The organism is Streptomyces canus 299MFChir4.1 (genome assembly GCF_000383615.1).
Classification (GTDB): domain Bacteria; phylum Actinomycetota; class Actinomycetes; order Streptomycetales; family Streptomycetaceae; genus Streptomyces; species Streptomyces canus_C.
On record NZ_KB911583.1, the window covers coordinates 267,269 to 293,299 of the forward strand.

The window sequence follows — 26,031 nt, forward strand, 5'->3', positions numbered from 1 at the left end:
TCAGGCCGCCTTCACGACTTCGGCCCGGTCCGCAACCGTCCACTCCACCACCAGCAGCTCATACCGGGCCCGTTCCTCATCCGTGAACGGCCGCCCCCACGCACGTCTCGCAAGCTGCCGGATGTCCTCGTTCACCACGGCAGCAGGGCGCACCGAGCCCGGGCTCGGGAGGCTGGGGGACATACCCCCAAGTCTAGAGATCGCAGCGGCGATTCACTCATGCCGGCGGCCGCCAATCCAGATGACTCACGGCGCCCGATACCCTGCCCGCATGATTCGAGCTGTGATCTTCGATGTTGGTGAGTGCCTCGTAGACGAGACCCGCGAGTACGGCACATGGGCCGACTGGCTCGGCGTACCGCGCCACACCTTCCACTCGATGTTCGGCGCGGTCATCGCTCAAGGGAGGGACTACCGCGAGGTGTTCCAGGAGTTCCGGCCCGGCTTCGACCTCTACAAGGAGCGGGAGAAGCGGGCCGCGGCTGGTCAGCCGGAGTGGTTCGGCGAGGAAGACCTCTACGCCGACGTACGCCCGGCCCTGCGCCAGCTGCGGGCGGACGGGCTGTGGCTGGGCATCGCGGGCAACCAGACGGTCCGGGCAGGAGGGCTACTGCGCGAGCTGTTCACCGACGACGTCGACCTGATCGGCACCTCGGACGACTGGGGCGCCAGCAAGCCCGACCCACTCTTCTTCGAGCGGGTCGCCGAGGTCACCCCGTTCGCCACCAACGAGATCCTCTACGTCGGCGACCGCGTCGACAACGACCTCCGCCCGGCCGTCGCCGCAGGCATGCACAGCGCTCTCGTGCACCGCGGCCCGTGGGCAACCATCCAGTGGCGGACCGAGGAAGCCGAGAAGCTCCCGACCTTCAGGGTCGAGAGCCTCCTGGAACTGCCCGGCAGGATCGCCGAGTTCAACGGCTGAGCGCGCTCACCGTCGTCGACCAGCCATACAGCCGGTCGTCGAGGTCGCGCACGCACTGCTCGTGCTGGTGCGGCGCCAGCGTGCGCCGCACCTCCCGCACACGGTCCATGCCCATCGCGTACCACGTCCGCTCCAGCTGATCGAGCGCCCGCAGCGCGTACCCGCACGCCGCTTCCGGATCACCGGCCGCCGCCTCGACAGCAGCGAGGTCTCCAAGGACGACCGTGCGCTGTTTCTCCTCGGCCGGGTCGAGCGCCTCCAGCACCCCAAGCAGCGTCTCCCGGGCCTGCGGGAGGTGGCGAGCGCGCAGCTCGGTGTTCCCCTTGAAGGCGGCCAGCCGTACCGGGGTAAACCAGTCGAGCCACTCAGGCGACTCGTGCTCACTGCCCGCGGCGAGGACATCCTCCGCGTGCCGGATCAAGTGCAGGGCCGTGCGCGCGTTCCCGCACCGGGTCTCGCACTCGGCCTCGACGGCGTCCAGCCACGCCAGCAGCTCAGCCGACGCCGGCCCGCGCCGGGCGTAGGTCCGCGCGGCCACCATTCGCTCGACCGCCGCTTCCCGGTCACCGGCCCACCCGGGAATGAACGCGGTGTGCGCGAGGATTGCAGCCCCGAGCAGGGGATCGTCGGCTTCGCCTGCGGCTTGCAAGGCACGCAGCAGGGTCTGCTGCGCACGGTCGGCCTCCCGCATGTCGAAGAACTCGATGCGTCCGGCGAGGAGCCAGGTCTCGGCGAGGGCCGCGGCGATGCGCTGCCGGGTCTGGCCGACAGCTTCCGGCAGAAGGGCGCAGCCAAAGGTGGCGTGCGCGAGCGCGGCCGGGTGCAGGGTCGCCGGCGCGACGGACCAGTACAGCCGCCGGTGCGAGCGGGTGACGGCCGCGTAGTCGTCGGCCGCGGTCGCGGGCTGTACGGCGACGGCCTGGGTGGGGACGGCGGCGAGTCCTCCGGCCGCGGCGAGCACGGTGCGCCGTGCGGGCCCGGCGGCGGCGCCCCCGGGCGGGGTGAATCCGAGCGCTTCCAGCTCCTGGCCGAGGAGGCGTGTGAGAGCCTGTCCTACCTCAGGCTGAGGCAAGGGCGGGGCGTCGGATTCCCACCGGCGGACCTGCCGGACGCCGACCTTGAGGGCGTCGGCGAGGGCCTGCTGAGAGTGGTAACCGGCCGCGAGGCGGGCGGCCTTAAGGCGGAAATTCCCTGCGGGGCGTGCCACTGCTGCACCTCCTGGTTGAGCGCTGCCGCAAGTGTCGCCCCGAGTCCTCCAATTGGCCAGCGGCCACCCTCCCGGGCGCACGAAAGTCCTGTTTCCGGCACCGAAAAGACCTCTCAGAGTCCTCGGCGCCGTGCAATTGCAGGGCCACCCTTGTACGCACCTGATCCACAAGGCGTCCGAGGAGTACCGATGCCACCCACGCGTTTACCGTCCGCCGCAGGCTGCACCCTGGAGGACGCCGGGCACGACTGGGACGCCATCCGCGTACCGCGCGCCGTCGGAGTTCCGGCCGTTGCGATCCTCGGCTCACGCTGCGGGGCCGTCGTCGACGACCCGCTCACCAAGCTCCTCTACTTCTTCACCCCGGTCGGCACGGCCGCCCGGTGGGAGGTGGCCGGCACACGCGCTCTCGGCGCAGGCGCGACCGTGGCGATCCCTCCACCTCGACGCACTCACGGCCGCGATCCACACTGGCGGGTCTGCCCGGGCGACGACGGATGGATCACCGACCCCGCCGCCCTGCGGGCCGCCCTGGAAGACAGCGAGCGAGCAGGGCGGTCCGCATGAGCACGCGCACGGACAGCACAGTCGACTCCCGCGAGGCACTCGCCTTGCTCACACTCCCCGACCTGGACGGCCTGGCGGACGCGCAGACGCGAGGCGCCAGCTGCGTCTGGTGCCCCGACGACACCCCACTCACCCCGGAGACGGCAGTCGACCTCGGCGAGCACCTGAGTCCCCTAGACGGCCGCGACCCTGGGATGCGCTGGTTCCCGCGCGCCCACCACCGCTGCGTCCAGACCGCGGCGCTGGCCGCCCTGCATGACCACGCGCCGTTGTGCGAGCAGTGCGTCGACGATGCCTCCGCTTGCGAGACCGGGCTCACGCTGCGACGGCTGATGAGGGAGTACCGGTGAAGTACTGCGCCCGATGCAGCGCCCGCATCTACCCGGACGAGCAGCAGATTCAGCACGACCACTCCTCTGCCTCAGGCGCTGGTATCACGGTGTACGCGCACCGTGGCCGGTGCCCGCGCAGGCGGACCCTGACCTCTCTCGCGTCGCGCGCCGACGAGCCGGTACGGGAGGGATGAACGGCCGCTCGTGCTCCCCCGCGGGAGCGGCCACGGCCCGCCGCCGGTGTCGGAGACCAGCGCCGGCGGCGGGTCAATCTTCCCTCTCAAGCAGTGTGGACAGCGGGACGTCCAGAGCGCGGGCAATTCGCAGGAGCGTCCGCGTCGTTGGGTTGCCGAGTCCTGACTCGGCGTCTTGGACAGCCCACCTGCTGACGCCGGCCGTCAGGTACAGCCATTCCTGGGTGCGGTTCTGCCGCTTGCGTTCGAGGCGGATGCGGTCAGCGATGGTGCGGAGTCGGTCCGCGAGCCAGGCGTCGTCAGGGTGATCGGGCACCCCGCCCACGCTTCTGGGGTACATGATCGCGAGTCAGCACGGTAAACCAGGCATTTTTAGATCAAGGAGTCTGGTGTCGCGCAAGCCCCAGGTGAATAAAACACCCGTTCGGATGATGTGATCTTTGGCCTATTGTCAACGCACGCAGTGTAGGCAAACGATTACAGCACCCCTCAGGCACCCGTTCCGCCCACCGCACGTATCAGGTGACAAATGACGCACGAGCATGCTCCTACACATGGGCACCTCACCGAGGGGCAGAAGACGCGAATCGAATTCGCCCGCCGCGACCTTGAAGACGCACGCGCGCAGGACCTCGGACGCCTGGACGCGGCCGGCCTCATCCTCCTCGTCGAGCGGATGCGTGGCCGCCTCGGAGACATCCTCGACCTCGTCAACGAAGTCACCGCCGACTGAAAACCCCTGATCAACGATTAAGCCGGGTCCGCTGCCACCCCCGTGCAGCGGACCCGGCAGGCCGGGTACGTATCTCGGTGCCCCTAAGCACTACCTTCCCCCGAAGGCTACGTACTTCCGGCCATTCCCCCGGCGCCGGACAGTGGTCCAGCCTCGCCCGTGCGGCCTGTCGTGCTGTCACCAGCACATGACCGCGGTTTCCCCCGAACCCCACGCGGAGTACAGGCGTACACGGACGAAGTAGCGGCGGCCCTTCACGAGACGGGCCCTAATCACGGCGTTGTGCGGAGTGCCTCCGTCGTCCCGGCCGGAGAGATAGCGGGGTTCCCCGTCCCGCTCCTCGAAGACCACGACCACGCTGTCGCCGTCGCCGAAGGTGCCCACGGTGTACTCGCGGGTCTCCGGCGGTTCCACGGTGAAGTCGGCCTGCTCACCCGGGCCGAGCCCGAGCGGCGCGGACCGGAAGGGCACCAGCGCCGGCGGCCGGCTCGGCTGGGCCGGCGGGTACCAGCGCAGGACGTACTCCTTGTCGGCGGCCGACAGCGAGCCGGGCGGGTTGAGGCCCGCACGGTACTGCTCCGGCTCCAGGATGAGCCCCGCCTCGAAGGGATACTCCATGATCGACTGCGGGTCCCAGACGGAGCCGTTGACCTCGTCCGGGTCCAGCTTGCGCAGGATGTTGAAGCTGGTCCGTTCCCGGCTCCAGAAGTTCGGCGGGCCCGCCAGGTCGGCGTAGACGGCCTCGTCGTCCCAGTGGATGCCGGCGAACGGACTCTGGTGCTCGTGCAGCATGCCCAGCGCGTGCCCGATCTCGTGCAGCGCCGTCCCGCGCTCCCCGGGCGCGGTCAGGTCCCAGCCGAAGTTCATGGTGCGTTCGTTCAGACCGACGAGGAGCGCGTCCTTGCCCACGGTCGACCAGGAGCCGTCGCCGATCTGGAACCCGATGCGCAGCTCGGCCTCCGAACGGTCGCCGACCTCGGCGAACCTCACCCCGATCCCGAGGTCCTGCCACTCCTGGAAACACTCGCGCACCACGTCCCGCTGCTTCTCGTCCCCCACCCACGACACCCGGCGGGACTGACCGGTCCCCGGAACCGGGATGACCGACCCGTCGGTATCGCCGTCGAAGAAGCAGTAGTGCAGGACCGTGCTGTTGACCCACATCCGGCTGCCGCCGATGAGCGCACTCAGCCGCTCGGCGGCCAGTCCCGGCGCGAACGCCGGAGCCGACTGCTGCGCGAGGGAGCAGTAGCGTGCGGTCATGGGGTTCAGCGTGCCGTCGGGCGTCCCGGACCGCCTGAGTCGGGGGCTACTCAAGTCCCCCTGTATCAGGACTGAGTAGCGCTGCTCTAGCTTCCGTGACGACATTCGAACGGGACGCGAAGACCCTTGAGCTGCCCTGGCCGTTCACCGGGCGCGAGGAGGAACTCGACCTGGTCCGCGGGTCGGTGGCGGGAGGCCGGCACGGCATCGTGGTGACCGGACCGGCGGGGCGCGGCAAGACCCGACTGGTCACGGAGGCCGTGCGCGGCACCGACTGCGCCAGGGCCGCGGGTACGCCCGAGACCCGCGGCCTCCCGTTCGCCGCCTTCGCACACCTCCTCCCGGAGACCGTGTCCCTGCATCGCGCGGTCCAACTGCTGTCAGGGGTACGGATGTTGCTGGTCGACGACGCCCATCTGCTCGACGACGCCTCGGCCGCCCTGGTCCACCAGCTCGCCGTGCACGGCCGCACCCGGCTCCTGGTCGTCGCCACCGACGGAACGCGGGCGCCGGGCGCGGTCTCCCGACTGTGGACCGGTGAACTGCTGCCGCGCCTCGCCCTGGAGCCGCTGCCGCGCGAGGAGACCGCGCGGTTGCTCGCGGCCGGTGCGGGCGGCCTGGAGGCCCTGACCGTCAACCGGCTGTACCGCCTCTGCCAGGGCGATCTGCGACTGTTGCGCGAACTCGTGGGAGCGGTGCGCGAGCAGGGGCTCCTGGAGCGCGTCGCGGACTCGGCCGAGTGGGAGTGGCGGGGACCGGTGCCGGTCACCGCGACCGTGCGCGAACGCGCCGGGGACCTCCTCGACCGCACGGGTCCCGGTGAGCGCGAGACCCTGGACCGCCTGGCGTTCTGCGAGCCGCTCCCCGCGGACGCCGACACGCTCGACCTTGCCGCGCTCGAAGCCCTGGAGGGCGACGGCCTGGTCCACGTCGACGACCACGGCACCGCCCGCCTCGCCCACCCCCTCCACGGGCCGGTGCTGCGGGCAGCGGCCGGACGCCTCAGGGCCCGCCGCCTCGCCCCCACCCCGTCCGACCGCACGGCCGCGCTGGAGACCGAGACGGCCACGCTGACCCGGGCGATCGCCGAGACGGACGTACGGACCGTGCCGGCACCGGTGGGGGAGTGGCTGGTGAGCGAGGGTGTCGGCATCCCGGCCCCGCACGCCGCCGTACGAGCCCGCTTCGCCCGCCTGCGCGGCGAACTGCGGGAGGCCGCGTCCTGGGCGAGGGAGGGTCTGCGAGCCACCTCCGGTGACCTGCCCTGCGGCCTCGAACTCACCTTGGCGACGGCACAGTCGGGCGATCCGGGGCCGGTGGTGGCGCAGCCGGGTGACTCGGAGTCGGTGGTCACCGAGGCGGGCGATCCGGCGTCCGTGGTTCCGCAGACAGCCGACCCGGTGCCGGTGGTGACGCACGCGGGTGCCGACGACCGTCGATCGCCCGCCGCCTCGGCAGACGCCGGACCCGGAGATCTCGGCTCCGCCGGCTGCCGAAGGGACGCCGGTGCCAACCGCCCTTCGGACCCATCGGCCGGACCAGCTGGTCGACCCGCTCGGCCCGCCGCCGGCTCCGGCACCCCCCGACCCACGACCCCTACAGTCCCCTCAGCCGGCGCAGCCACCTGGTGGGCCGCCGCCCGCGGTGATCTCGACGCGGCTCTCGACGCGGTCGGTGCGGAGCCGTACGACGCCGTGCGCCTCGGCGCGCCCGACCGGGCCGTCGGCAGGCTGACCGGAGTCTTCGCCGCGCACGCCGACGCGCTCGCCCGGGGCGACGGGCTCGCCCTCGACGGTGCGGCCCAGGCACTGGAGGAGCGCGGTTTCCTGCTCTTCGCGGCGGAGGCGTACGCCCAGGCCTCGCAAGCGCACCGCGACCCTGGAGCGGCCCGCACCTCACGCACCCGCGCCGTCGCCCTGGCCCGCCGTTGTCAGGGCGCCCGCACCCCGGCCCTGTCCGGGCTGGTCCTCGGCGAACTCACCGCCCGCCAGCGGCAGATCGTCACCCTCGCGGCCGCCGGACTGAGCAACCGCCAGATCGCGGAGAAACTCACCCTGTCCGTCCGTACGGTCGGCAACCACCTCTACAGCGCGTACGCCCGCCTCGGCGCGAGCGACCGCGACGCCCTGCCGTGCCTGGTGGAGCTGCCGGAGGCACAGCCGGCCTGAGCCGAACCCCGGACCGGGGCGGTCTGACCCCCAGTATTCGGGGGAGGGGTCAGGCCGCCCCACACACCGCCGTGGCGCGGCTCACGCCGCCCCGAACGCCGAGAACGCCCACCCCGTCGCCTGATGCACCGAGTCCCCCGGCAGCGAGGCCCGCGCGTCGCGTAGCGCCTCCGCCATGGACGCCCCCGCACCGAGCCCCTTGTGCAGCGTGAGCATCAGCGGCACCACCGCCTCGTCGTTGACCGGCGCGCTGCACGCCACCACTCCCGCCGTGCCCAGCGGCAGCAGCGCGGTGACCAGGCCGAGCAGCTCGTCCGCGCCGACCGAGGCGAACCGGGCCGTGTCGCAGCAGGACAGGATGATCCGGTACGGACTGCGGTCCAGGCGCTCGAAGTCGTGGACGATGAGCGGCCCGTCGGCCATCCGCAGCGACGAGAACAGCGGGCTGTCCGCACGGAACGTGCCGTGCGCGGCGATGTGCGCCAGCGCCGCCCCGTCCAGCTCCTCCAGCACCCGCGGCACGCGCGCGTCGTCGTACTCCAAGACCGTCGCGGAGCCGTGCCGCCCGGCCAGTTCGGGCACCTCGGCGCCCCCGGTCGCGAGCCCCGGTCCGCGGACGAGCACCTGGCGTCCGCTCGGCGGCGGCGCGGTCTCCCTCGCCCGCAGCCAGCTGCTCGCCGACGGCGACACGCTGAACACCCGCTCCCGCAGCGAGGGCAGCAGCGCCCACGGCACCTGGTGCAGCCGCCCCGGCGGCACCACCACGACCGGGCCGGACCCGAGTTGCGCCGCGGCCGGCCCGAGCAGCAGCTCCTCCAGCCGCCGCCCGGCCGCCTCCACCACCGGAAGCCGAGCCTCCGCCCCCGGGTGGGCCAGTCGCCTGAGCCCCGCCTGGACGTGCTCCGCCTCCCGCTCGGCGTCGGCGAGCAGCCCGCCCTCGAACCGCCGTACCCGGCCCTGCGCGCACAGCAGCACCTGGACCCGGCCGTCGAGCACGGCGAGTTCGACCAGCCGGACGTCGTCACCGAGCCGTTCGAGCAGCCTGCCGGGGTCGAACCGGTAGCCGTCGCCAGGAGCGTCGCCGCGCATATGGAGGGTCCGGGAGCGGATCTCGCGTTCCAGGCGCCGCTGTTCACGCTCCAGCGTCGGCACCGGCCGGCCCTCCATCCGGGACCCCTCCGCGCGTGCCGCTATCTCCCGGAAGGCGGTGAGGTCGCTGAGCAGCGCCGGGTCGGCCGGCGGGCGGGTCGGCGGCGCGGACAGCACGGTGGCCCGCCAGCGTTCGCTCCACACCAGCAGCCGTCGCGGCCCGCCCGACGCGAGCGAGGCCCGCGCGGCGAGCCCGGCGAGCTCGGCGCCCTGCGCGGTGGCCCGCGCCCGCAGCTCCGAGGCGCCCAGGGTCGTACGGTGAGCGTCGAGGACGTCCAGGCCGCGGCGACAGGCTTCCAGCACCCGCCGGTCGGAGCCCGCGGCCCGCGCCCACAGCGCCTGCGCGGCCCATCCCGTCATCCGCGCCAGCGGCGGCCCGCTGCGCCGGCTGCGGGCCGCCACCTCCAGGTGCCGTCGGGCATCCTCCCGCCACCCCAGGCCGAGCGCGATCCGGCCCGCCAGCAGCGAGGCCTCCGGGGCGGCGGGCGCGCCGAAGGAGGCCAGCCGGTCGGCGACCGCCGCCGCGTCCGCGACCAGCCGGCCCGAGCCGCGCCCGGCGGCGACCCGGGCCTCGATCAGCACCAGCCTGGCATGCGTCTCCCACCAGGTGCGCCGCTGCCCGGCGAACAGCCGTACCGCCATGTCGGCGCGCGCGATCGCGGTGTGCGCGTCCCCCGCGTGCCGGGCCGCCCGCGCGGCGGCGAGCAGCAGTTCCGCCTTGAGGGTGGACTGTCCGCCGATGCCGTCGAGGACCTTGATCGCCGCGTCCGCCTCCGCGAGCGCCTCCGGAGCGAGCCCCGCGGCCATCAGCACCTCGCAGCGCCGGACGGTGAGCATGAACGTCGGCGTGCCGAGCTTGGCGTACCGCTCCTGCGCCTCGTCGAGCAGCCGCAGCGCGGCGGGAATGTCCCCCGACCGGTAGGCGGCGAGCCCCCGGCTCTCCACCGCGTCGGCCTTGTCGTGCTCCTGGCCCGTGGTGTCCCACAACGCCTCCGCCGCCGTGAAGTCGGCGTCCGCCCGCTCCACCGCCCCGAGCGCCAGATGCACGGTGGCCCGCAGGGTCAGCGCCCGCGCCGTCCAGATCACGTCGTCCGCCTGCCGCAGCACCGGAACCGCCCGCCGTACGTCCTCCAGCGCCGCCCGGTGATGCCCGAGCACCCACGAGGCGTAGGCCCGCCGGAACAGGACGCGCGCGCGGGTGTGGCCGCTGCTGACCTCGACACCGCGCTCCAGTGCCGCGAGCCCCTGCCGGGTGCGCCCCGCGTGCACCAGTGCCACCCCGAGCGCGGCCAGTACGTCCGCCTCCCGGTCCGCGGACTCCGAGCGGGCCGCGAGGTCGCGGGCCCGGCGCAGATGGTCCAGGGCGAGCCGCATGTCGCCCCAGTCGCGCTGCCAGATGCCGATGACCTGGTGGGCGACGGAGGCGTGCAGCGGTGAGGGATCCGAGCCGAGTACTTCCTCTGCCCTCGCCAGCGCCTGGTTGGGCGCGGCGAACACCATCGGCAGCATTTCGAGAACCGAGTCGCTTCCCGCTGTCACTCCATGGATGGTAGTGGCCCAGGTAGCAGGCCACACAGGTTTGGCGCTGTATCAATCACCGGACCCGCGGCTCTGACTGACGACCGCCGCCTCAGTGGGAGGACACGCCATGGCACCTCAGCGATTCCACGAGCAGTTCGACCAGATCCAGCGCTCCATGCCCGACGTCCCGCTGGCCCTCGGACCCGACGACGCCTCGGAGTTCATCTACGAGAAGGGCGTGGTCCTGGCCCGCGACGGCCGCGAGGCGGCACTCGTCGAGGAGACCGTCCGCACCCACTTCACCGAGGCGACCGGTCTGACCGGCGACTACGTGCAGCGGGACAGCCCCGAGACCAACCGCTCGGGCATCACCCGCATCAAGGTCGGCGACCCGGGCCACGGCGACCGGCGCGGCGACCGTGCCGTCACTCACGCCCTGCGCGCCATGAGCGAGCGCGAGGGACGCGCCGGACACCGCCTGGTCAGCCGCAACCACGTGGTGTCGATCGCGGTCAACTCCTGCCCCGGCGACGAGCCCGTGCCCGCCGCGCTCAGCCAGGGCACCAACCCGGCCCCCGCGGAAGCGGGTTATGACCCCGACACCTCCGTGGGAGTCCTGGTCGTCGACAACGGCCTCACCCACGACCACGCGCTCGTCCCGCTGCTCGCCCATGTCGAGGGCGACCTGCACGGCACCGAGACCGACGCGGCCGGCAACCTCCTCCAGTACGTCGGCCACGGCACGTTCATCGCCGGTGTCCTCGCGGCCGTCGCGCCCAACACCGACATCACCGTCCGCAACACCCTCAACGACGCGGGCGCCATCCTGGAGTCCGAGCTCGGCGAGAAGCTCTTCGAGGCGGTCGCCGACGGCTGGCCCGACATCATCAGCCTCTCCGCGGGCACCTCCAACGGCCGCCCCGACGGACTGCTCGGCCTGGACGCCTTCATGCAGGAACTGCGCGCCCACGGCACCCTGTTGGTCGCCGCGGCCGGCAACAACGCCAGCGCCACCCCCTTCTGGCCCGCCGCCTACGCCGACCTGCCCGAGTACCAGGGCGTCGTCCTGTCGGTCGGCGCGCTGCGCGGCGACGGCGAGTTCGGCGCCTGCTTCAGCAACCACGGCTCCTGGGTGAACGTCTACGCTCCCGGCGAGCGCCTCACCAGCGCCCTCACCGGCTTCGACGCACCGGTGCCCTACCTCTACCAGCACTCCACCTACGAGGCATGCCGGTACGGCTTCACCTACGTGTGCACCTGTCAGTCCCCTTCCCACGTCGGCGTGTTGAGCGAGGACGGCAGCACCGCCAAGCCGGACCAGGTGATGTTCGAGGGGTACGCGCACTGGAGCGGCACCTCCTTCGCGACGCCGGTCGTGGCAGGTCTGGTCGCCGCCCACATGACCGCGAACAAGGAGACCGACCCGCGCGCCGCCCGGCAGCAACTGCTCGCCGCGAACACGCAGTTCGCCGAAGTGCGCGGGGCGCACGTACCGGCGCTGAAGCCGGCCGGCTGGCGCCCGGTGCCCGTCGTGCAGCGCCCGGTCGGCGCATGAGGGCCGGAGTGCCCCCTTCCACGGCGTACGATGACTTGCCGTACACGAGGGGTGGGACCGTGGACCGAGCAGATGTCGGTGCGCTGGTCCAGTCCGCCGTCGACGGTGACGCGGCGGCCTGGAAGGCGCTCGTGGAAGGGCTGAGCCCACTGGTGTGGGCGGTGGTGCGCGCGCACCGGCTCTCCGACGCCGACGCGCACGAGGTGTACCAGACCGTGTGGTTCCGCTTCGCCCAGCACCTCGGGCGCATCCGCGAACCGGACAAGGCCAAGTCCTGGCTGGCGAGCACGGCACGCCACGAGTGCCTGAAGGTGCTCAAGGGCCTGAGGCGGCTGACCGTCACGGACGATCCGCGGCTCCTCGACCGGATCAGCGAGGACCTGACGCCCGAGCAGTCGTTCATCGACTCCGAGGAGGCCGCCGCCCAGAGCGAGCGCGTCCGGCACCTGTGGCAGGAGCTCGAGGAACTCGGCGAGCGCTGCCGGCAGTTGCTGCGCATCCTGATGGCCTCGCCGAAGCCCGGCTACCAGGAGGTGTCCGCCGCTCTGGGCATCGCGGTGGGCAGTATCGGACCACTGCGCCAGCGCTGCCTCAGGCGGCTGCGGGCGCGGCTCGAAGCCCGGGGGGCGGTATGAGCGACATGAACGACGACCTCGACGCCGTCTTCGACGAAGAGGCGCTGCCGGACGAGGAGTTCGCCCTCGAACTGCTGGAGGAGGAGCTCCGGCAGGCGACGGCCATCCTGGACCCCGTACCGCCCGCCCTGCGGCAGATCGCCGTGGAGGCGTTCGCGCTGCACGACCTGGACAGCCGGATCGCCGAACTCGCCTTCGACTCGGTGGTGGACGCCCTGCCGGTGAGGGGAGCGACGGGGGCGCCGCGGATGCTGACCTTCCACGCGGGCGAGGTGACGGTCGACGTCGAGCTCACCCCGCAGGGCCTCATGGGACAGGTGCTGCCGCCCCAGTCGGCCCGGATCGAGGTGCTCAGCGGTCCGCAGGCGGGCTCGCCGCTCACGACCGACGACATGGGCCGCTTCACCTACGAGGCGTCCCCCGCCGGTCCCTTCGCGCTACGGCTGAGGACCGGCGAAGGAGTCGTCGTCACCGACTGGATGACCGTCTGAAGGGTGCTCCGGGCGGGGTCAGACCACGGCGTCCACGAGAGTGGCGAGTGCCTGCGCGAGCTTGTGGAGCCCCGGCCCGGCGGGGCCGCCCGGTTCCGTCATGTACGTGTCCCGCCGGATCTCCACCATCAGGGCGCTCACCCGGGGTTCGCGGCCGTAGAACTCCAGCGGCACGTACGTCCCGCTGAACGGACTGTCCAGCCCGACCTCCCCGAACGCCTCCCGTGCCGCGGCGAGGAGTTCGGGTGGCGTGTGGAAGGAATCGGTACCGAGGCAGACCGGTGGCCGCGGCCCCGCGCCGTGCAGCTCGTAGGGCAGCGGCGCGCTGGGGTAGGAGTGCACGTCGATGACGACGGCCCGCCCGGCGACGGCCAGCCGCTCGGCCACGGCGTCGGTCATCGCCCGGGCGTACGGCCGGAAGCAGCGGGCGATCAGCGGCTCGGGGTCGGTGTCCGCGGGCCGCAGTTCCTCCCGCCCCGTGGTCCTCGTGTACACGGCCCCCATCCCGACGGCGAGCATCTCCTCCCGCTCGTCCGGGAACCGCTCGGGATCGACGACCAGCCGCGAAAGCCGGTTCACGAACCGCCACGGGGTCAGCCGGGCCAGCCGGGCCGCCTCCTCGGCGAGTTCCGCGGTGTGCGCGTCGACGATGTGGTCGAGCTCCCGCTCCAACGCGGCGTCGTCCAGCACGATCCCGGCCCGTACGTCGTCCGGTATCTCCCGGGAGGAGTGCGGCACATGAAGGATCACGGGTGATTCCCCGGCGCCGGGCACGAGGTCGAACGAGGGCATACGGCAGCTCCCGGGGCGTTGTCGGTGGCGTGCTGCACCATCTCAGCATGAACATCAGCGACCAGCAGGTGAGAGCCCACCCGTTCCTCGACGCGCTGTCCCGGGACGGCTGGTACCCCGACCGTGCGGTGGACCGGGGCAAGGAGATCCTGCTGCGCCTGTGCGCCCGCATCGAGGCCGAGCGGCCCGCCGACCTGGCCGCGCTGTACGTCCTGACGCAGGCGGCCACAGAGGAGTTCAACGACCTCCAGGACGACGACTTCGACATCGAGACGGTGGCCCGCGAGGAGATAGCCGAGGAGTTCTGGTTCATCGCACGCATCTACGGCTTCGAGACCGCGGATGTGGAGGAACTGATCGCCACGCGGGACTGGTGAGTTGCGCTGTGCTGGGCTTGGGCCGGGCGCCTAGGGGGGTGCCGGGTCCTGTTGGCGGGCGGGTGCGGGGCCGTCGTGGCTGGTCGCGCAGTTCCCTGCGCCCCTGGGGGGGTGCAGACGGCCTGCGCCACAGCGGCGCCCTTAGTCACCTTTGCCACGACGGGCACGTCCCCTGTACGACCCGCCGCCGTACGCGACCTGCCCCGACCCCCTCGGGACCGCATCCGCCCCGGTCGGACCGCATCCGCCCCGGTCGGACCGAAGCCGACCGGGGCGGAGGACAGGCAGCTTGCCCATAGGGGCTGGCGTCAGCTCAGGGACGCCAGGGTCTCGTTCCACGTCGTCGACGGGCGCATGACCTTCGCGGCCAGGGCCGGGTCCGGCTGGTAGTAGCCGCCGATCTCGGCCGGCTTGCCCTGGACGGCGTTGAGCTCCTCGACGATCTTCTGCTCGTTCGCGGCGAGCGTCTCGGCGAGCGGGGCGAAGGCCTTCGCCAGGTCCGCGTCGTCGGTTTGCGCGGCCAGCTCCTGGGCCCAGTACAGGGACAGGTAGAAGTGGCTGCCGCGGTTGTCGATGCCGCCGACCCGACGGGTCGGGGACTTGTCCTCGTTGAGGAAGGTCGCCGTGGCGCGGTCCAGGGTGTCGGCCAGGACCTTCGCGCGGGAGTTGCCCGTGAAGTCGGCGTACTGCTCCAGGGAGGGAACCAGCGCGAAGAACTCACCGAGGGAGTCCCAGCGCAGGTAGTTCTCCTTGACCAGCTGCTGGACGTGCTTCGGCGCGGAACCGCCGGCGCCCGTCTCGAACAGACCGCCGCCCGCCATCAGCGGGACGACCGACAGCATCTTGGCGCTGGTGCCCAGCTCCAGGATGGGGAAGAGGTCGGTGAGGTAGTCACGCAGGACGTTGCCCGTCACGGAGATCGTGTCCTCGCCGCGGCGGATGCGCTCCACCGACAGCTTGGTCGCCTCGACCGGGTTGAGGATCCGGATGTCCAGGCCCTCGGTGTCGTGCTCCGCGAGGTAGGTGTTGACCTTGGCGATCAGGTTGGCGTCGTGCGCGCGGGTCTCGTCCAGCCAGAACACGGCCGGGTTGCCGGTGGCGCGGGCGCGGGTGACGGCCAGCTTCACCCAGTCGCGGATCGGGGCGTCCTTGGTCTGGCAGGCGCGGAAGATGTCGCCGGCGGAGACCGTCTGCTCGATGACGGCGTTGCCGTCCTGGTCGACCAGGCGGACGGTGCCGGTGGTCTGGATCTCGAAGGTCTTGTCGTGGGAGCCGTACTCCTCGGCCTTCTGCGCCATCAGGCCGACGTTCGGCACCGAGCCCATGGTCGAGGGGTCGTAGGCGCCGTTGGCACGGCAGTCCTCGATCACGGCCTGGTAGACACCGGCGTACGACGAGTCCGGCAGGACCGCGAGGGTGTCGGCCTCCTGGCCGTCCGGGCCCCACATGTGACCCGAGGTGCGGATCATGGCCGGCATCGAGGCGTCCACGATCACGTCGGACGGCACGTGCAGGTTGGTGATGCCCTTGTCGGAGTCGACCATCGCGAGAGCCGGGCCCTCGGCGAGCTCGGCGTCGAAGGACGCCTTGATCTCGGCACCCTCGGACAGGGACTCCAGGCCCTTGTAGATGCCGCCCAGACCGTCGTTCGGGGTCAGGCCGGCCGCGGCGAGCGTCGGGCCGTACTGCGCGAAGGTCTTCGGGAAGAACGCGCGCACCACGTGACCGAAGATGATCGGGTCCGAGACCTTCATCATCGTGGCCTTGAGGTGCACGGAGAACAGGACGTCCTCGGCCTTGGCGCGGGCGATCTGCGCGGTGAGGAACTCCCGCAGCGGGGCCACGTGCAGCACCGAGGCGTCGACGACCTCGCCCTCGAGGACCGGTACCGACTCGCGCAGGACCGTGGTGGAGCCGTCGTCGCCGACCAGCTCGATCCGCAGCGAGCCGGCCTCGGAGATCACGACGGACTTCTCGGTGGAGCGGAAGTCGTCCACGCCCATGGTCGCCACGTTGGTCTTGGAGTCCGACGACCAGGCGCCCATGCGGTGCGGGTGGTTCTTGGCGTAGTTCTTGACCGAGGCGGGGGCGCGGCGGTCGGAGTTGCCCTCACGCAGGACCGGGTTCACGGCGGAGCCCTTGACCTTGTCGTAGCGGGCCTGGATGTCCCGCTCCTCGTCGGTCTTGGGGTCGTCCGGGTAGTCCGGCAGCGCGTAGCCCTGGGCCTGCAGCTCGGCGACGGCGGCCTTGAGCTGCGGGATCGACGCCGAGATGTTCGGCAGCTTGATGATGTTGGCCTCGGGCGTCTTCGCCAGCTCGCCCAGCTCGTGCAGGGCGTCCGGGATCCGCTGGTCCTCGGTCAGGTACTCCGGGAACACGGCGATGATCCGCCCGGCCAGCGAGATGTCCCGGGTCTCCACGGAGACACCCGCCTGCGAGGCGTACGCCTGGACCACCGGCAGGAAGGAATACGTCGCCAGGGCCGGGGCCTCGTCAGTGTGCGTATAGATGATGGTCGAGTCAGTCACCGGGTGCTCCGCTCCACGTCTGCAACATTGCTCGACATCAAGATATCTCGTGACCGCCCCGGTCTCGACAGCGGTCCTCGACAGCGGTCCCCGACTGCCGGCGAAGATCCCGTACATCCCCTCGGGCAACCGAAGCGTCTGATCTTGTGGTCATGCACGTTGATCGCAGTCATCCGACGGCCGGACCCGACCACCCGGCCGCCCGAGGGAAAGCAGACCATGAGATATCGCACCAGAGTGACGGCACCGGCAGCTCTGCTCGGCACCGTGGCGGCCCTGTCCGTGGCCGCCCCGGCGCACGCGGACCCGGAGACCGGCACCCCTGGCCCGGAGACCGGCACCCCTGGCCCGGAGACCGGCACCCCTGGCCCGGAGACCCTCGGGGATCCCGTCTTCCCGGGCCTCGGCAACGACGGCTACCGCGTCTCCTCGTACGACCTCGACTTCGCGTACGACGCCTCGACCCGGCTCGTCGACGCGACGGCGACCCTGACGCTCACCACCACCCGGGAGCTGAGCCGCCTCTCCCTGGACGCGCTGGGCCTCGACGTGCACGAGGTGCTGCTCGACGGTGTCCAGGCCGCCCGGGAGCAGGCCGGCCAGAAGCTGCGGATCACCCCCGCCGCCCCGCTGGCCGCGCAGACCACGGCGACCGTGAGCGTGACGTACACGGTGGACCCGCGCGCCGTCCTCGCCCCCACCGCCTGGGTGCCCACCCCGGACGGTTTCGCGGTCTGCCCCCAGCCCAACGCGGCGCACACCGTCTTCCCGTGCAACGACCACCCCTCGGACAAGGCCGACTTCGCGTTCCGCGTCACGGTCCCGGCGGGTCTCAAGGGGGTCGCGAGCGGCCGGCTGGTGAGCACCGAGGACCTCGGCGACGGCCGGACCGCGTACTGCTACCGGTCCCGGGAGCCGATCGCCACGGAGCTCGTGCAGATCACCGTCGGCGACTACGTGATCAAGGACCGGCAGGGGCCGCACGGACTCCCGCTCAGGGACGTCGTCCCGAGCGCCCGGGCCGCCGCCCTGGAGCCCGCGCTCGCCCTCACCCCGAACCTGGTCAGCTGGATCGAGCAGCGGCTCGGCGCCTTCCCCTTCGAGACGTACGGCCTGCTGCCCTGCAACAACGACGCCTCGAACGCCTTCGACTTCACGGGCCTGGAGACCCAGACCCTCACCCTGTACAAGCCGAACTTCCTGCTCCAGGCGGAGAAGAGCATCGGCTCGCACATGATGCACGAGCTGGTCCACTCCTACTTCGGCAACAGCGTGAGCCCGGCGACCTGGTCCGACCTGTGGCTCAACGAGGGCCACGCCGACTTCTACGGGCTGCTGTACCGCTACGAGCGCGGCTGGGCCGACTCCCTCGGCCTGACGACCATGGAAGCCCGCATGAAGGACACGTACGCGCGCGGCGACCAGTGGCGCAGGACCTCCGGCCCGGTCGCCGCCCCGAACGAGGCCAACCTCTTCGACAGCCAGCGCTACCTCGGCGGCGTCCTCGTGCTCTACGCGCTGCGCCAACAGGTCGGCGAGAGCGTCTTCGCCGCGATCGAGTCCACCTTCCTGGAGCGCTTCCGCAACGCCTCGGCGTCGACCGCCGACTACATCGCCGTCGCCTCCGAGGTCTCCGGCGTCGACCAGTCCGGCTTCCTGGGCGACTGGCTCCTCGGGACGAAGACCCCAAGGATGCCCGGTCACCCGGACTGGACGGTGACGCCGGTGAGTTCGGCCCTGCGGCAGCCGCAGAGCCGACCGAGCGCCCCGCACGACAACTCGGCCACCCTGTAGCCGACCACGGCGGGGCCGGTGCTCCCGATCACTCCGAGCCCGCGCGGCCACGGCGTCGCGGTGGCCCGGGCGCGGCCCCGGCCCCGACCGTGCGGGGGGCACCCGATCGTCGCCCCCGCAGGAGCCGGCCCGGGTGCGCCGTTCCTCAAGGTCGGTCCGCTACGAACGGCACGACCTAGTCGAGCCGGGCGGCGGAAATCTCGCCCGGCTCGATGACCGTCTCCCCGCCGCGCTGGTGCGGAATCGACACCGAGCCCTGCTGGAGGGCCACGGTCCGCGTCGGCGCCGGGATCCGGATGCCCTCCTCGCGGTAGCGCTTGTGCAGCTGCTTGATGAACTCGTGCTTGATGCGGAACTGGTCGCTGAACTCACCGACGCCCAGGATGACCGTGAAGCCGATGCGCGAGTCGCCGAAGGTGTGGAAGCGGACCAGCGGTTCGTGCTCCGGGACCGCGCCCTCGATCCGCGTCATGACGTCGGTGACGACCTCGCAGGTGACCCGCTCGACATGGTCCAGATCGCTGTCGTACGCCACCCCGACCTGGACCAGGATCGTCAACTGCTGCTCGGGACGCATGAAGTTGGTCATGTTCGTCTTGGCGAGCTCACCGTTGGGGACGACGATCAGGTTGTTGGAGAGCGCGCGGACCGTCGTCTGACGCCAGTTGATGTCCTCGACATACCCCTCCTCGCCGCTGGCCAGCCGGATGTAGTCACCGGGCTGGACCGTCTTGGAGGCGAGGATGTGGATGCCCGCGAAAAGGTTGGCGAGCGTGTCCTGGAGGGCCAGCGCGACCGCGAGACCGCCGACGCCCAGGGCGGTGAGCATCGGCGCTATGGAGATGCCGAGGGTCTGGAGCACGACCAGGAAGCCGATCGCCATGACCAGCACCCGGGTGATGTTGACGAAGATCGTGGCCGATCCGGCGACTCCGGAGCGGGACGTGGTGACCGTCCGCACGAGCCCCGCGACCAGCCGGGCCGCCGCCACCGTGACGACGAAGATCAGCAGTACGGTCAGCACCTGGTTGACCGTGCGCTGGACACCCTTGGTCAGCGGCATCGCCGCCGCGGCGACGGCGATGCCGCCCGCGATCGCCGCCGAGGGGACCACCGTCCGCAGCGCGGCCACAAGAACGTCGTCGCCGCCCCACTTGGTGCGGTCCGCGTGCTTGCCCAGCCACTTGAGCAGCATGCGCAGCAGGAAGGCCGCCACCAGACCGGCGACCACGGCGATGCCGGCGCCGACCATGTCGTCCATGGTGAGATCCCGTTGAAATGCCGTCACGTTGCCACCTGTTCGAAATTGCGGGATGTGCGATCGCGTCGGCCGTGTGAAGGTTCCGTGGCCGACGCGACCGCTCATCCTGCCGTATCCGACACGGGAGTTCGTACCGGGCAGGGGGCCGGATCGCCGGGTTTCAGACGATGCCCTCGGCGAGTTCGGCCTGCTCCCGGTCCGAGTACGCGGCCGTCGTGGGCGTTCCGTACGAACGCCGGGCCACGAACCACCACACCGTGGCGAGAAGCAGGACGACGGCCAGGGCCACGGAGGCGTAGTTCATCGTGTCCACCGTCACCGGCGAGGACTGCGGCAGGCAGAACAGCACCGTCACACAGGCCACCCACACCACGGCCGTCCATCCGATGGGCTTGCTCCACCTGCCCAGGCTCCACGGACCCGGCTGAAAACGACTCCCCGCGCGCAGCCGCAGGAACACGGGAATGGCGTACGCGGGTGTGATGCCGATGACGTTGATCGCGGTCACCGCGCCGTACGCGGTCGCGGAGTAGAGCGAGGGCACGGCGAGCACACCGGCGACCACGACCGCCAGCCACACGGCGGCGACCGGCGTCTGGGTGCGGGCGCTGACCTTCCGCCAGAGCGCGGACCCCGGCAGGGCCTTGTCCCGGCTGAACGCGAACACCATCCGGCTGGCCGCGGCCACCTCGGCGTTGCCGCAGAACAGCTGCGCCACGATCACCACGACGAGCAGCGCGCTCGCGCCGTCGGTGCCGAGACCGTCGAGCAGGATCTGGGCCGGCGGCACCCCGGTCGCGCTGGCCCGCGTGGCGTCGTAGTCCTGGATCGCGAAGGTGAGCCCCGCGAGCAGCACGAACCCGGCGATCCACGACACCCAGATCGCCCGCACGATGCCCTTGGCCGCCGACACCGAGGCGTTGGAGGTCTCCTCGGACAGGTGCGCGGAGGCGTCGTAGCCGGAGAAGGTGTACTGCGCGAGCAGCAGGCCGATCGCCGCCACGTAGACCGGGTTGTGCCAGCCGGTGTCGTTGACGAACTCCGTGAACACGAACGACGGCGACCGGTGGCTGTCCGGGACGATCCACAGGGCGCCGACGATCACCGCCACACCGGCCAGGTGCCACCACACGCTGATCGAGTTGAGCACGGAGACCAGCCGGACGCCGAACAGGTTCAGCACGGCGTGCAGCAACAGGATCGCCACGAAGATCAGCATGGTCCTGCCGGGGGTCGGCTCGAAGCCCCACTGGAGGTTGGCGAACGCACCCGCGAACAGGGCGGCGCCGTAGTCGATCCCGGCGATCGCGCCGAGCAACCCGAGCAGGTTCAGCCAGCCCGTGTACCAGCCCCAGCGCCGGCCGCCGAGCCGGTCCGCCATGTAGTACAGGGCGCCGGACGTCGGATACGCGCTGGTGACCTCGGCCAGCGCGAGTCCCACGCACAGCACGAAGAGGCCGACGCCGGCCCAGCCCCACAGCATCACCGCGGGGCCGCCCGCGCCCATGCCGAAGCCGTACAGGGTCATGCAGCCGGACAGGATCGAGATCACCGAGAAGCTGATCGCGAAGTTCCCGAAGCCGCCCATGCGCCGGGCGAGGACGGGCCGGTAGCCGAGTTCGCGCAGTCGCTGCTCCTCGTCGGGCTGCGGGACTTCCGGGGATATCGACGGTTCGGACGACATACGGAGACCTCCGTGGAAGGGACGGGAACCGTGCGGATGTCAGACGTCGGGGCCGCGCGCCGCGGACCGGCTGCGCGCCCGCGCGTGGAGGAAGACCGGTACGCCCTGGCCCCGTTCGCCGCCCGGGTCGGCGCGGTAGGACCACGGCAGGGGCGTGTAGTACGGGCCGAGGGCGTCGAACACCTCGGTCGCCTCCTCGAACCGCAGCGCGCCCCACAGGGCGTGGGCGAGGTGGTTGAGGTCGAGCGGGGTGCGCTCCTCGGCGGGAGCCCGCGCGAACCAGGCGTCGTGCGCCCGGTCCGCCTCCCGGATGGCGTCCTCGGCCACCCAGTGCAGGTCGAGCGCGGCACTGTGCCCGGCACCGCGCCGGTAGCGCTCGACCCGTACGTACAGCGGCAGGACGTGCAGTGCGGACCCCGGCGGGGCGGACGCGGCGGCCCAGTGCGCGAAGCCGACCGCCTCCGCCAGCCGCCCCGAGGCCGCCCGCGCGTACAGGAACTGGAGCATCCGGTGGTGGGCCTCGCGGTTGTACGGGTCCCGCTTGCCGGCCTCGGCCAGCAGCCCCCACGGGCCCGGCGGCAGCATCGGCCCGGGCGGCTCGGCCCGGTGCTCCTCCCACAGCAGCCGGTGGTCCAGCTGGGCCAGCGCCAGCAGGCACACCCAGGGCACCGGGTCGTGGGCCGCGACCCGGGCGGCGGTCCGGCTGACGTCCCAGGCCTCGATCCACAGTTCGTGCGTACGGCGGTGCCGCTCGCGCCGGGCCCGCAGCGCGCGTTCCACGGCGACCCGGGCCCGCATCACCGTGGCCGGCACGCTGCCGGGCTCCTCGGTGAGCCAGGTCCGCACCACGTCGGTCCCCGCGGCCGCCGCGGCCAGCACCTGGGTGCGCTGGGTCCACTGCCACCAGGACGTGGTCCGCTCCAGCAGGGTGCGCATCGACATCCAGCGCCCGGCGCGGACCTCCTGGAGGGCCGCGCGCAGCTCCGGGTCATGGCCGGCGGGATCGTATACGGGGCGCGCTCCTTCTCTGGCCATCACCTTCCCGCCCCGGACGCGGGACCGGGCAGAACGGCAGGGTGGAGTAACAACAGCCCTCCTCGGGGCGGCGGTTGAGGAGATCGCGTTGGTCGGCGGTCACTATAGGGGCGGGGATTCGCCCCGCACACCACTTCTCGATCATTCAGAACTTCTTTTCAGGACAAGGGAGTTGACTGGTGATCGGCCAGTCAACGCGGTCGAGTAACCGCTGGTGGGGGGTGCCTTGACGCGGTGCGGACGGCGGCGGCAGGCTGTCGGACCGTGATCACTCAGGGAGGGACGTGATGACCGGTCCGGTGCTCGCCGTCGATCAGGGCACGTCCGGTACCAAGGCCCTGGTGATCTGTCCCGAACGCGGGGTCATCGGTACCGGATTCGCCGAGGTGCGCCCCCGCCACCTGCCCGCCGGACGCGTCGAGGCCGACCCCGCGCAGCTGTACGACTCGGTGCTCGAGGCCGGTTCGCGGGCGCTGGCCGAGGGGGGTGAGGCGGTGGTCGCGCTGGGCCTCGCCAACCAGGGCGAGACCGTGCTCGCCTGGGACCCGGCGACGGGCCGGCCCCTCACCGACGCACTCGTGTGGCAGGACCGGCGGGCCGAGTCCGTGTGCTCCGAACTCTCCTGGTGCGCAGACGAGTTGCGTGCGCTGACCGGACTTCCGCTCGACCCGTACTTCGCCGCTCCCAAGATGGCCTGGATACGACGGCACCTCACCCGGGAGGGCGTCGTCACCACCACTGACGCCTGGCTCGTCCACCGGCTCACCGGCGCCTTCGTCACGGACGCCGCCACCGCCGGCCGCACCCAGCTTCTCGACCTGGACCGCCCGCAGTGGTCCCGGCGCGCCCTCGACCTGTACGGCCTCGCGGACGAACGGCTCCCCGAGGTCGTCGACAACGCCGGACCGGTCGGCGTGACAACGGCGTTCGGCCCGGAGATCCCGCTCACCGGTCTGGCCGTGGACCAGCAGGCCGCCCTGCTCGCCCAGCGCGTCACGGCACCCGGAGGCGCCAAGTGCACCTACGGAACAGGGGCGTTCCTGCTCGCGCACACCGGGTCCGTGCCCCGGCGCGGTGATGCGGGACTGGTGAGCTGTGTGGCCTGGCAGCTCGGCGGGCGGACCGATTACTGCCTCGACGGCCAGGTCTACACGGCCGCGTCCGCGGTCCGCTGGCTCACCGACCTGGGCGTCATCAAGGGCGCCGCCGACCTCGACGCGGTGGGCGGTGCGGTGCCCGACAGCGGAGGGGTCACCTTCGTCCCGGCCCTCGCCGGACTCGCGGCCCCGTGGTGGCGGGGCGACCTGCGGGGCTCCCTCACCGGCCTCGGCCTCGACACCGGCCCCGGGCAGCTGGTGCGAGCACTGTGCGAAGGGCTGGCGGCACAGGTCGCCCTGCTCGCCGAGGCCGCCGCCACGGAACTCGGCGCGCCGCTGGGCGCACTGCGCGTCGACGGCGGCCTCACCCACTCCACCCTCCTCATGCAGACCCAGGCGGACCTGCTGCAACGCCCCGTGGAGGTGTCGGCACTGCCGGACGCGACGGCGCTGGGCGTGGGCACCCTGGCCCGCCTCGGCGCGGAACCCGGCCTGGAGGTGACGGACGCCCTGCCCCACTGGAAGCCCGCCGCGGTGTACGAACCGCGGGTGTCGTCCGAGGAGGCGGCGGAGCGGCTGGCCGCGTTCCGGGCCGCGGTGAACGCGCTGCTCGAAGGGGCGGACGCATGAAGGGGATGCGATACGCGCTCGGCCGTCCGCGGCGGGGCGGCCGTCGTGGCTGGTCATGCCGTACCCCGCGCCCCTTCACGGCGCTGCCGTGCTCCTTCCCGGGCGGCACCCCCGCATGACGGCCCCTGCGCACGGCGCGGTCACCCGGCGCGGGCCGTTGCCCTCGCCGCCCTACGACATCGCGGTCGTCGGCGCCGGGGTCGTCGGCAGCGCGATCGCCCGGAGCCTCGCCCACCACCCGCACCTGCGCATCGCGCTCGTCGAGGCGGAGGACGACGTGGGACAGGGCTCCTCGAAGGCCAACACCGCCATCCTGCACACCGGTTTCGACGCCACCCCCGGCTTCCTGGAGGCCCGCCTGGTCCGCGAGGGCGCGCGGCTGCTCGCCGCGTACGCGGCAGCGGCCGGCATCCCCGTGGAACCCGTCGGCGCCCTCCTCGTCGCCTGGGACGAGGAGCAACTCGCCGCGCTGCCCCGGCTGGCGGAGAAGGCCGAGCGCAACGACTGCACGGACACCCGCCTGATCGGCCCCGCTGAGCTCTACGACCGCGAGCCGCACCTCGGCCCCGGGGCGCTGGGCGCCCTGCACGTGCCCGGCGAGAGCATCATCTGCCCCTGGACCACGAACCTGGCGTACGCCACCCAGGCCGTCCGGCACGGAGTCGACCTGCACCTCAACACCCGGGTGGAGCGGGCGAGTCATCCGGACGGCACGCACCACCTGACGACCTCACGTGGCACCCTGCGAACCCGTTGGCTCGTCAACGCCGCCGGTCTGCACGCCGACGCCCTCGACCGCGCCCTCGGCCACGACGACTTCACCGTCACCCCGCGCCGCGGCCAGCTCCTCGTCTTCGACAAGTTCGCCCGCGACCTCGTACGGCACATTCTCCTGCCGGTACCCACCGCACTCGGCAAGGGCGTCCTGGTCGCCCCCACCGTGTACGGCAACGTCCTCCTCGGCCCCACCGCCGAGGACCTCGACGACAAGCGGGCCACCGTCTCCACCGCCGAGGGTCTGGAGGGGCTGCGCGACAAGGGCCGCCGTATCCTGCCCGGCCTGCTCGACGAGGAGGTCACCGCCGTCTACGCGGGCCTGCGCGCCGCCACCGAGCACGAGGACTACCGCATCTCGGCCCATCCCGAGCGGGCGTACGTCACCGTCGGCGGCATCCGCTCGACCGGACTGACCGCGTCGCTCGCCATCGCCGCGCACGTGACGGACCTGCTCGCCGGGGCCGGCCTCGCCCTCGGCCCCGCCACGGAACTGGACCCGATCCGCATGCCCAACCTCGGCGAGGCCTTCCCACGTCCCTACCAGCGCCCCGAACTCATCGCCGCCGACCCGGAGTACGGCACCCTCGTCTGCCACTGCGAGCGCGTGACCCGCGGCGAAATCCGCGACGCCCTCACCGCCACGATCCCCCCGGCCGGCCTCGACGGCCTACGCCGCCGGACCCGGGCCCGGGCGGGTCGGTGCCAGGGGTTCTACTGCGGGGCCGCCGTGCGGGAGTTGTTCGAGGGGGCGCGGAAGTGAGCGGGGGGTGGGCGGTGTTCGCGGGGGTGGGGACGGGGGAACGTTGGCTTTCGGCGGTGCGCGGGATGGCCGGTCTCGGGCGACGAGGCGTGGGCAGGCCTGGCCCCGGGCGCCCCGCAGGCAGGGCTCGCCTTGGGCGGCGCACGGGGATGTTCGGTCTTGGGCGGGGCCTGGCCAGGCCTGGCTTTGCGTGGCGAGCGGGGAATTCCGGTCTTGGACACGGCGCGGGTGGGCCTGTCCTATGGTGCCGTGCGGGCAGGTACGGCCCCTGGCGCCCCGCAGGCCCGGCCTTGGGCGCCGCGCGGCGATATCCGCCCTTGGGCGGGGCGTGGGCGGCGGCCTACGGCTTCGCGCGGGCGGGCCTGGGTTCTATGTGTGCTGCGGATCGGGCCCGGCTTCTGGTGCGGTGCGGGCGGGCCCGGGTTCTGTGTGTCCTGCGACCGGGCCCAGCTTCCGGTGCCGTGCGGGCGGGCTCAGCGTCCTGTGTGTCGCGGGCGACTCCGGCCTTCGGTGCCGCGCGAGGAGGAGGGCCAGTCCTCGGTGCGGTGCGGTGCGG

At 72.2% G+C, this 26,031-nt stretch carries 22 protein-coding genes; 12 read left to right on the forward strand and 10 right to left on the reverse strand.

Annotated features, from left to right (window positions below; translation table 11 throughout):
- Positions 1 to 183, reverse strand: coding sequence for a hypothetical protein (locus H293_RS0105280; protein WP_020116838.1), 183 nt, complete (start codon positions 181 to 183; stop codon positions 1 to 3).
- An 88-nt stretch (positions 184 to 271) separates the two neighbouring features.
- Here H293_RS0105280 and H293_RS0105285 point away from each other — a divergent pair, with 88 nt between their 5' ends.
- Positions 272 to 925: an HAD family hydrolase gene (locus H293_RS0105285; protein ID WP_028807565.1), complete on the forward strand. Its 654-nt coding sequence runs from the start codon at positions 272 to 274 to the stop codon at positions 923 to 925.
- Here the strand turns inward: H293_RS0105285 and H293_RS0105290 are convergent.
- Positions 915 to 2,132 carry a helix-turn-helix domain-containing protein gene (locus H293_RS0105290; RefSeq protein WP_020116840.1) on the reverse strand — a complete coding sequence of 406 codons (1,218 nt, stop codon included), beginning with the start codon at positions 2,130 to 2,132 and terminating at the stop codon, positions 915 to 917. The two genes, H293_RS0105285 and H293_RS0105290, sit on opposite strands and share 11 nt — an antisense overlap.
- A 189-nt stretch (positions 2,133 to 2,321) precedes the next feature.
- Between H293_RS0105290 and H293_RS0105295 the strand changes: the two genes are divergently transcribed.
- Positions 2,322 to 2,699, forward strand: coding sequence for a hypothetical protein (locus H293_RS0105295; RefSeq protein ID WP_020116841.1), 378 nt, complete (start codon positions 2,322 to 2,324; stop codon positions 2,697 to 2,699).
- Positions 2,696 to 3,049, forward strand: coding sequence for a hypothetical protein (locus H293_RS0105300; RefSeq protein WP_020116842.1), 354 nt, complete (start codon positions 2,696 to 2,698; stop codon positions 3,047 to 3,049). The genes H293_RS0105295 and H293_RS0105300 overlap by 4 nt, the downstream gene beginning before the upstream one ends.
- Positions 3,050 to 3,298: 249 nt before the next feature.
- On the opposite strand, the gene H293_RS0105305 is transcribed toward H293_RS0105300, so the two are convergent.
- The gene (locus H293_RS0105305) at positions 3,299 to 3,565 is read right to left on the reverse strand and encodes a helix-turn-helix transcriptional regulator (protein WP_020116843.1); all 267 of its coding nucleotides are present in this window, start codon (positions 3,563 to 3,565) and stop codon (positions 3,299 to 3,301) included.
- Positions 3,566 to 3,754: 189 nt separating this feature from the next.
- Between H293_RS0105305 and H293_RS0105310 the strand changes: the two genes are divergently transcribed.
- Positions 3,755 to 3,958 (forward strand): hypothetical protein, encoded by a 204-nt coding sequence (locus H293_RS0105310; protein WP_020116844.1) that lies wholly within the window; start codon positions 3,755 to 3,757, stop codon positions 3,956 to 3,958.
- A gap of 177 nt (positions 3,959 to 4,135) precedes the next feature.
- Here the strand turns inward: H293_RS0105310 and absR1 are convergent, their stop codons facing one another.
- Positions 4,136 to 5,221 (reverse strand): beta-glucuronidase AbsR1, encoded by a 1,086-nt coding sequence (absR1, locus tag H293_RS0105315; protein ID WP_020116845.1) that lies wholly within the window; start codon positions 5,219 to 5,221, stop codon positions 4,136 to 4,138.
- A gap of 95 nt (positions 5,222 to 5,316) precedes the next feature.
- Here absR1 and H293_RS0105320 point away from each other — a divergent pair, with 95 nt between their 5' ends.
- On the forward strand, positions 5,317 to 7,389 hold the full coding sequence (locus H293_RS0105320; RefSeq protein ID WP_020116846.1) for a LuxR family transcriptional regulator: 2,073 nt from the start codon (positions 5,317 to 5,319) through the stop codon (positions 7,387 to 7,389).
- A gap of 81 nt (positions 7,390 to 7,470) precedes the next feature.
- Here H293_RS0105320 and H293_RS0105325 read toward each other — a convergent pair whose 3' ends face one another.
- Positions 7,471 to 10,038, reverse strand: a complete 2,568-nt coding sequence (locus tag H293_RS0105325; RefSeq protein WP_033415278.1) for a CHAT domain-containing protein — start codon at positions 10,036 to 10,038, stop codon at positions 7,471 to 7,473.
- Between the two features lie 148 nt (positions 10,039 to 10,186).
- On the opposite strand from H293_RS0105325, the gene H293_RS0105330 reads away from it, so the two are divergent.
- Genes H293_RS0105330 through H293_RS0105340 form a run of 3 tightly spaced genes read left to right on the forward strand, consistent with a single transcriptional unit; the run spans position 10,187 to position 12,740 of the window.
- Entirely contained in the window at positions 10,187 to 11,614 is a 1,428-nt protein-coding gene (locus H293_RS0105330) for a S8/S53 family peptidase (protein WP_020116848.1), read from the forward strand.
- A gap of 59 nt (positions 11,615 to 11,673) precedes the next feature.
- Positions 11,674 to 12,249 carry an RNA polymerase sigma factor gene (locus tag H293_RS0105335; protein ID WP_020116849.1) on the forward strand — a complete coding sequence of 192 codons (576 nt, stop codon included), beginning with the start codon at positions 11,674 to 11,676 and terminating at the stop codon, positions 12,247 to 12,249.
- A gap of 5 nt (positions 12,250 to 12,254) precedes the next feature.
- The gene (locus tag H293_RS0105340; RefSeq protein WP_020116850.1) at positions 12,255 to 12,740 is read left to right on the forward strand and encodes a hypothetical protein; all 486 of its coding nucleotides are present in this window, start codon (positions 12,255 to 12,257) and stop codon (positions 12,738 to 12,740) included.
- An 18-nt stretch (positions 12,741 to 12,758) separates the two neighbouring features.
- Here the strand turns inward: H293_RS0105340 and H293_RS0105345 are convergent, their stop codons facing one another.
- Positions 12,759 to 13,532, reverse strand: a complete 774-nt coding sequence (locus tag H293_RS0105345; protein WP_020116851.1) for an N-formylglutamate amidohydrolase — start codon at positions 13,530 to 13,532, stop codon at positions 12,759 to 12,761.
- Positions 13,533 to 13,579: 47 nt separating this feature from the next.
- Here H293_RS0105345 and H293_RS0105350 point away from each other — a divergent pair, with 47 nt between their 5' ends.
- Entirely contained in the window at positions 13,580 to 13,909 is a 330-nt protein-coding gene (locus tag H293_RS0105350) for a DUF5713 family protein (RefSeq protein ID WP_028807567.1), read from the forward strand.
- A gap of 308 nt (positions 13,910 to 14,217) precedes the next feature.
- Here the strand turns inward: H293_RS0105350 and H293_RS0105355 are convergent, their stop codons facing one another.
- Positions 14,218 to 16,437, reverse strand: a complete 2,220-nt coding sequence (locus tag H293_RS0105355) for an NADP-dependent isocitrate dehydrogenase (protein WP_020116853.1) — start codon at positions 16,435 to 16,437, stop codon at positions 14,218 to 14,220.
- Positions 16,438 to 16,656: 219 nt separating this feature from the next.
- Between H293_RS0105355 and H293_RS0105360 the strand changes: the two genes are divergently transcribed.
- Positions 16,657 to 18,231, forward strand: a complete 1,575-nt coding sequence (locus H293_RS0105360; RefSeq protein WP_033415238.1) for a M1 family metallopeptidase — start codon at positions 16,657 to 16,659, stop codon at positions 18,229 to 18,231.
- A 175-nt stretch (positions 18,232 to 18,406) separates the two neighbouring features.
- Here H293_RS0105360 and H293_RS0105365 read toward each other — a convergent pair whose 3' ends face one another.
- The 3 genes from H293_RS0105365 to H293_RS0105375 form a co-directional block, all read right to left on the reverse strand.
- On the reverse strand, positions 18,407 to 19,492 hold the full coding sequence (locus H293_RS0105365; protein ID WP_020116855.1) for a mechanosensitive ion channel family protein: 1,086 nt from the start codon (positions 19,490 to 19,492) through the stop codon (positions 18,407 to 18,409).
- 160 nt (positions 19,493 to 19,652) lie between these two features.
- Positions 19,653 to 21,176 carry an amino acid permease gene (locus H293_RS0105370; RefSeq protein WP_020116856.1) on the reverse strand — a complete coding sequence of 508 codons (1,524 nt, stop codon included), beginning with the start codon at positions 21,174 to 21,176 and terminating at the stop codon, positions 19,653 to 19,655.
- A 39-nt stretch (positions 21,177 to 21,215) separates the two neighbouring features.
- Positions 21,216 to 22,211: a hypothetical protein gene (locus H293_RS0105375; protein ID WP_020116857.1), complete on the reverse strand. Its 996-nt coding sequence runs from the start codon at positions 22,209 to 22,211 to the stop codon at positions 21,216 to 21,218.
- Positions 22,212 to 22,498: 287 nt separating this feature from the next.
- Between H293_RS0105375 and H293_RS0105380 the strand changes: the two genes are divergently transcribed.
- Both H293_RS0105380 and H293_RS0105385 read left to right on the forward strand, forming a co-directional pair.
- Positions 22,499 to 23,938: an FGGY family carbohydrate kinase gene (locus H293_RS0105380; RefSeq protein ID WP_020116858.1), complete on the forward strand. Its 1,440-nt coding sequence runs from the start codon at positions 22,499 to 22,501 to the stop codon at positions 23,936 to 23,938.
- 115 nt (positions 23,939 to 24,053) lie between these two features.
- Positions 24,054 to 25,475 carry an FAD-dependent oxidoreductase gene (locus H293_RS0105385; protein ID WP_020116859.1) on the forward strand — a complete coding sequence of 474 codons (1,422 nt, stop codon included), beginning with the start codon at positions 24,054 to 24,056 and terminating at the stop codon, positions 25,473 to 25,475.
- Positions 25,476 to 26,031 lie beyond the last annotated feature (556 nt).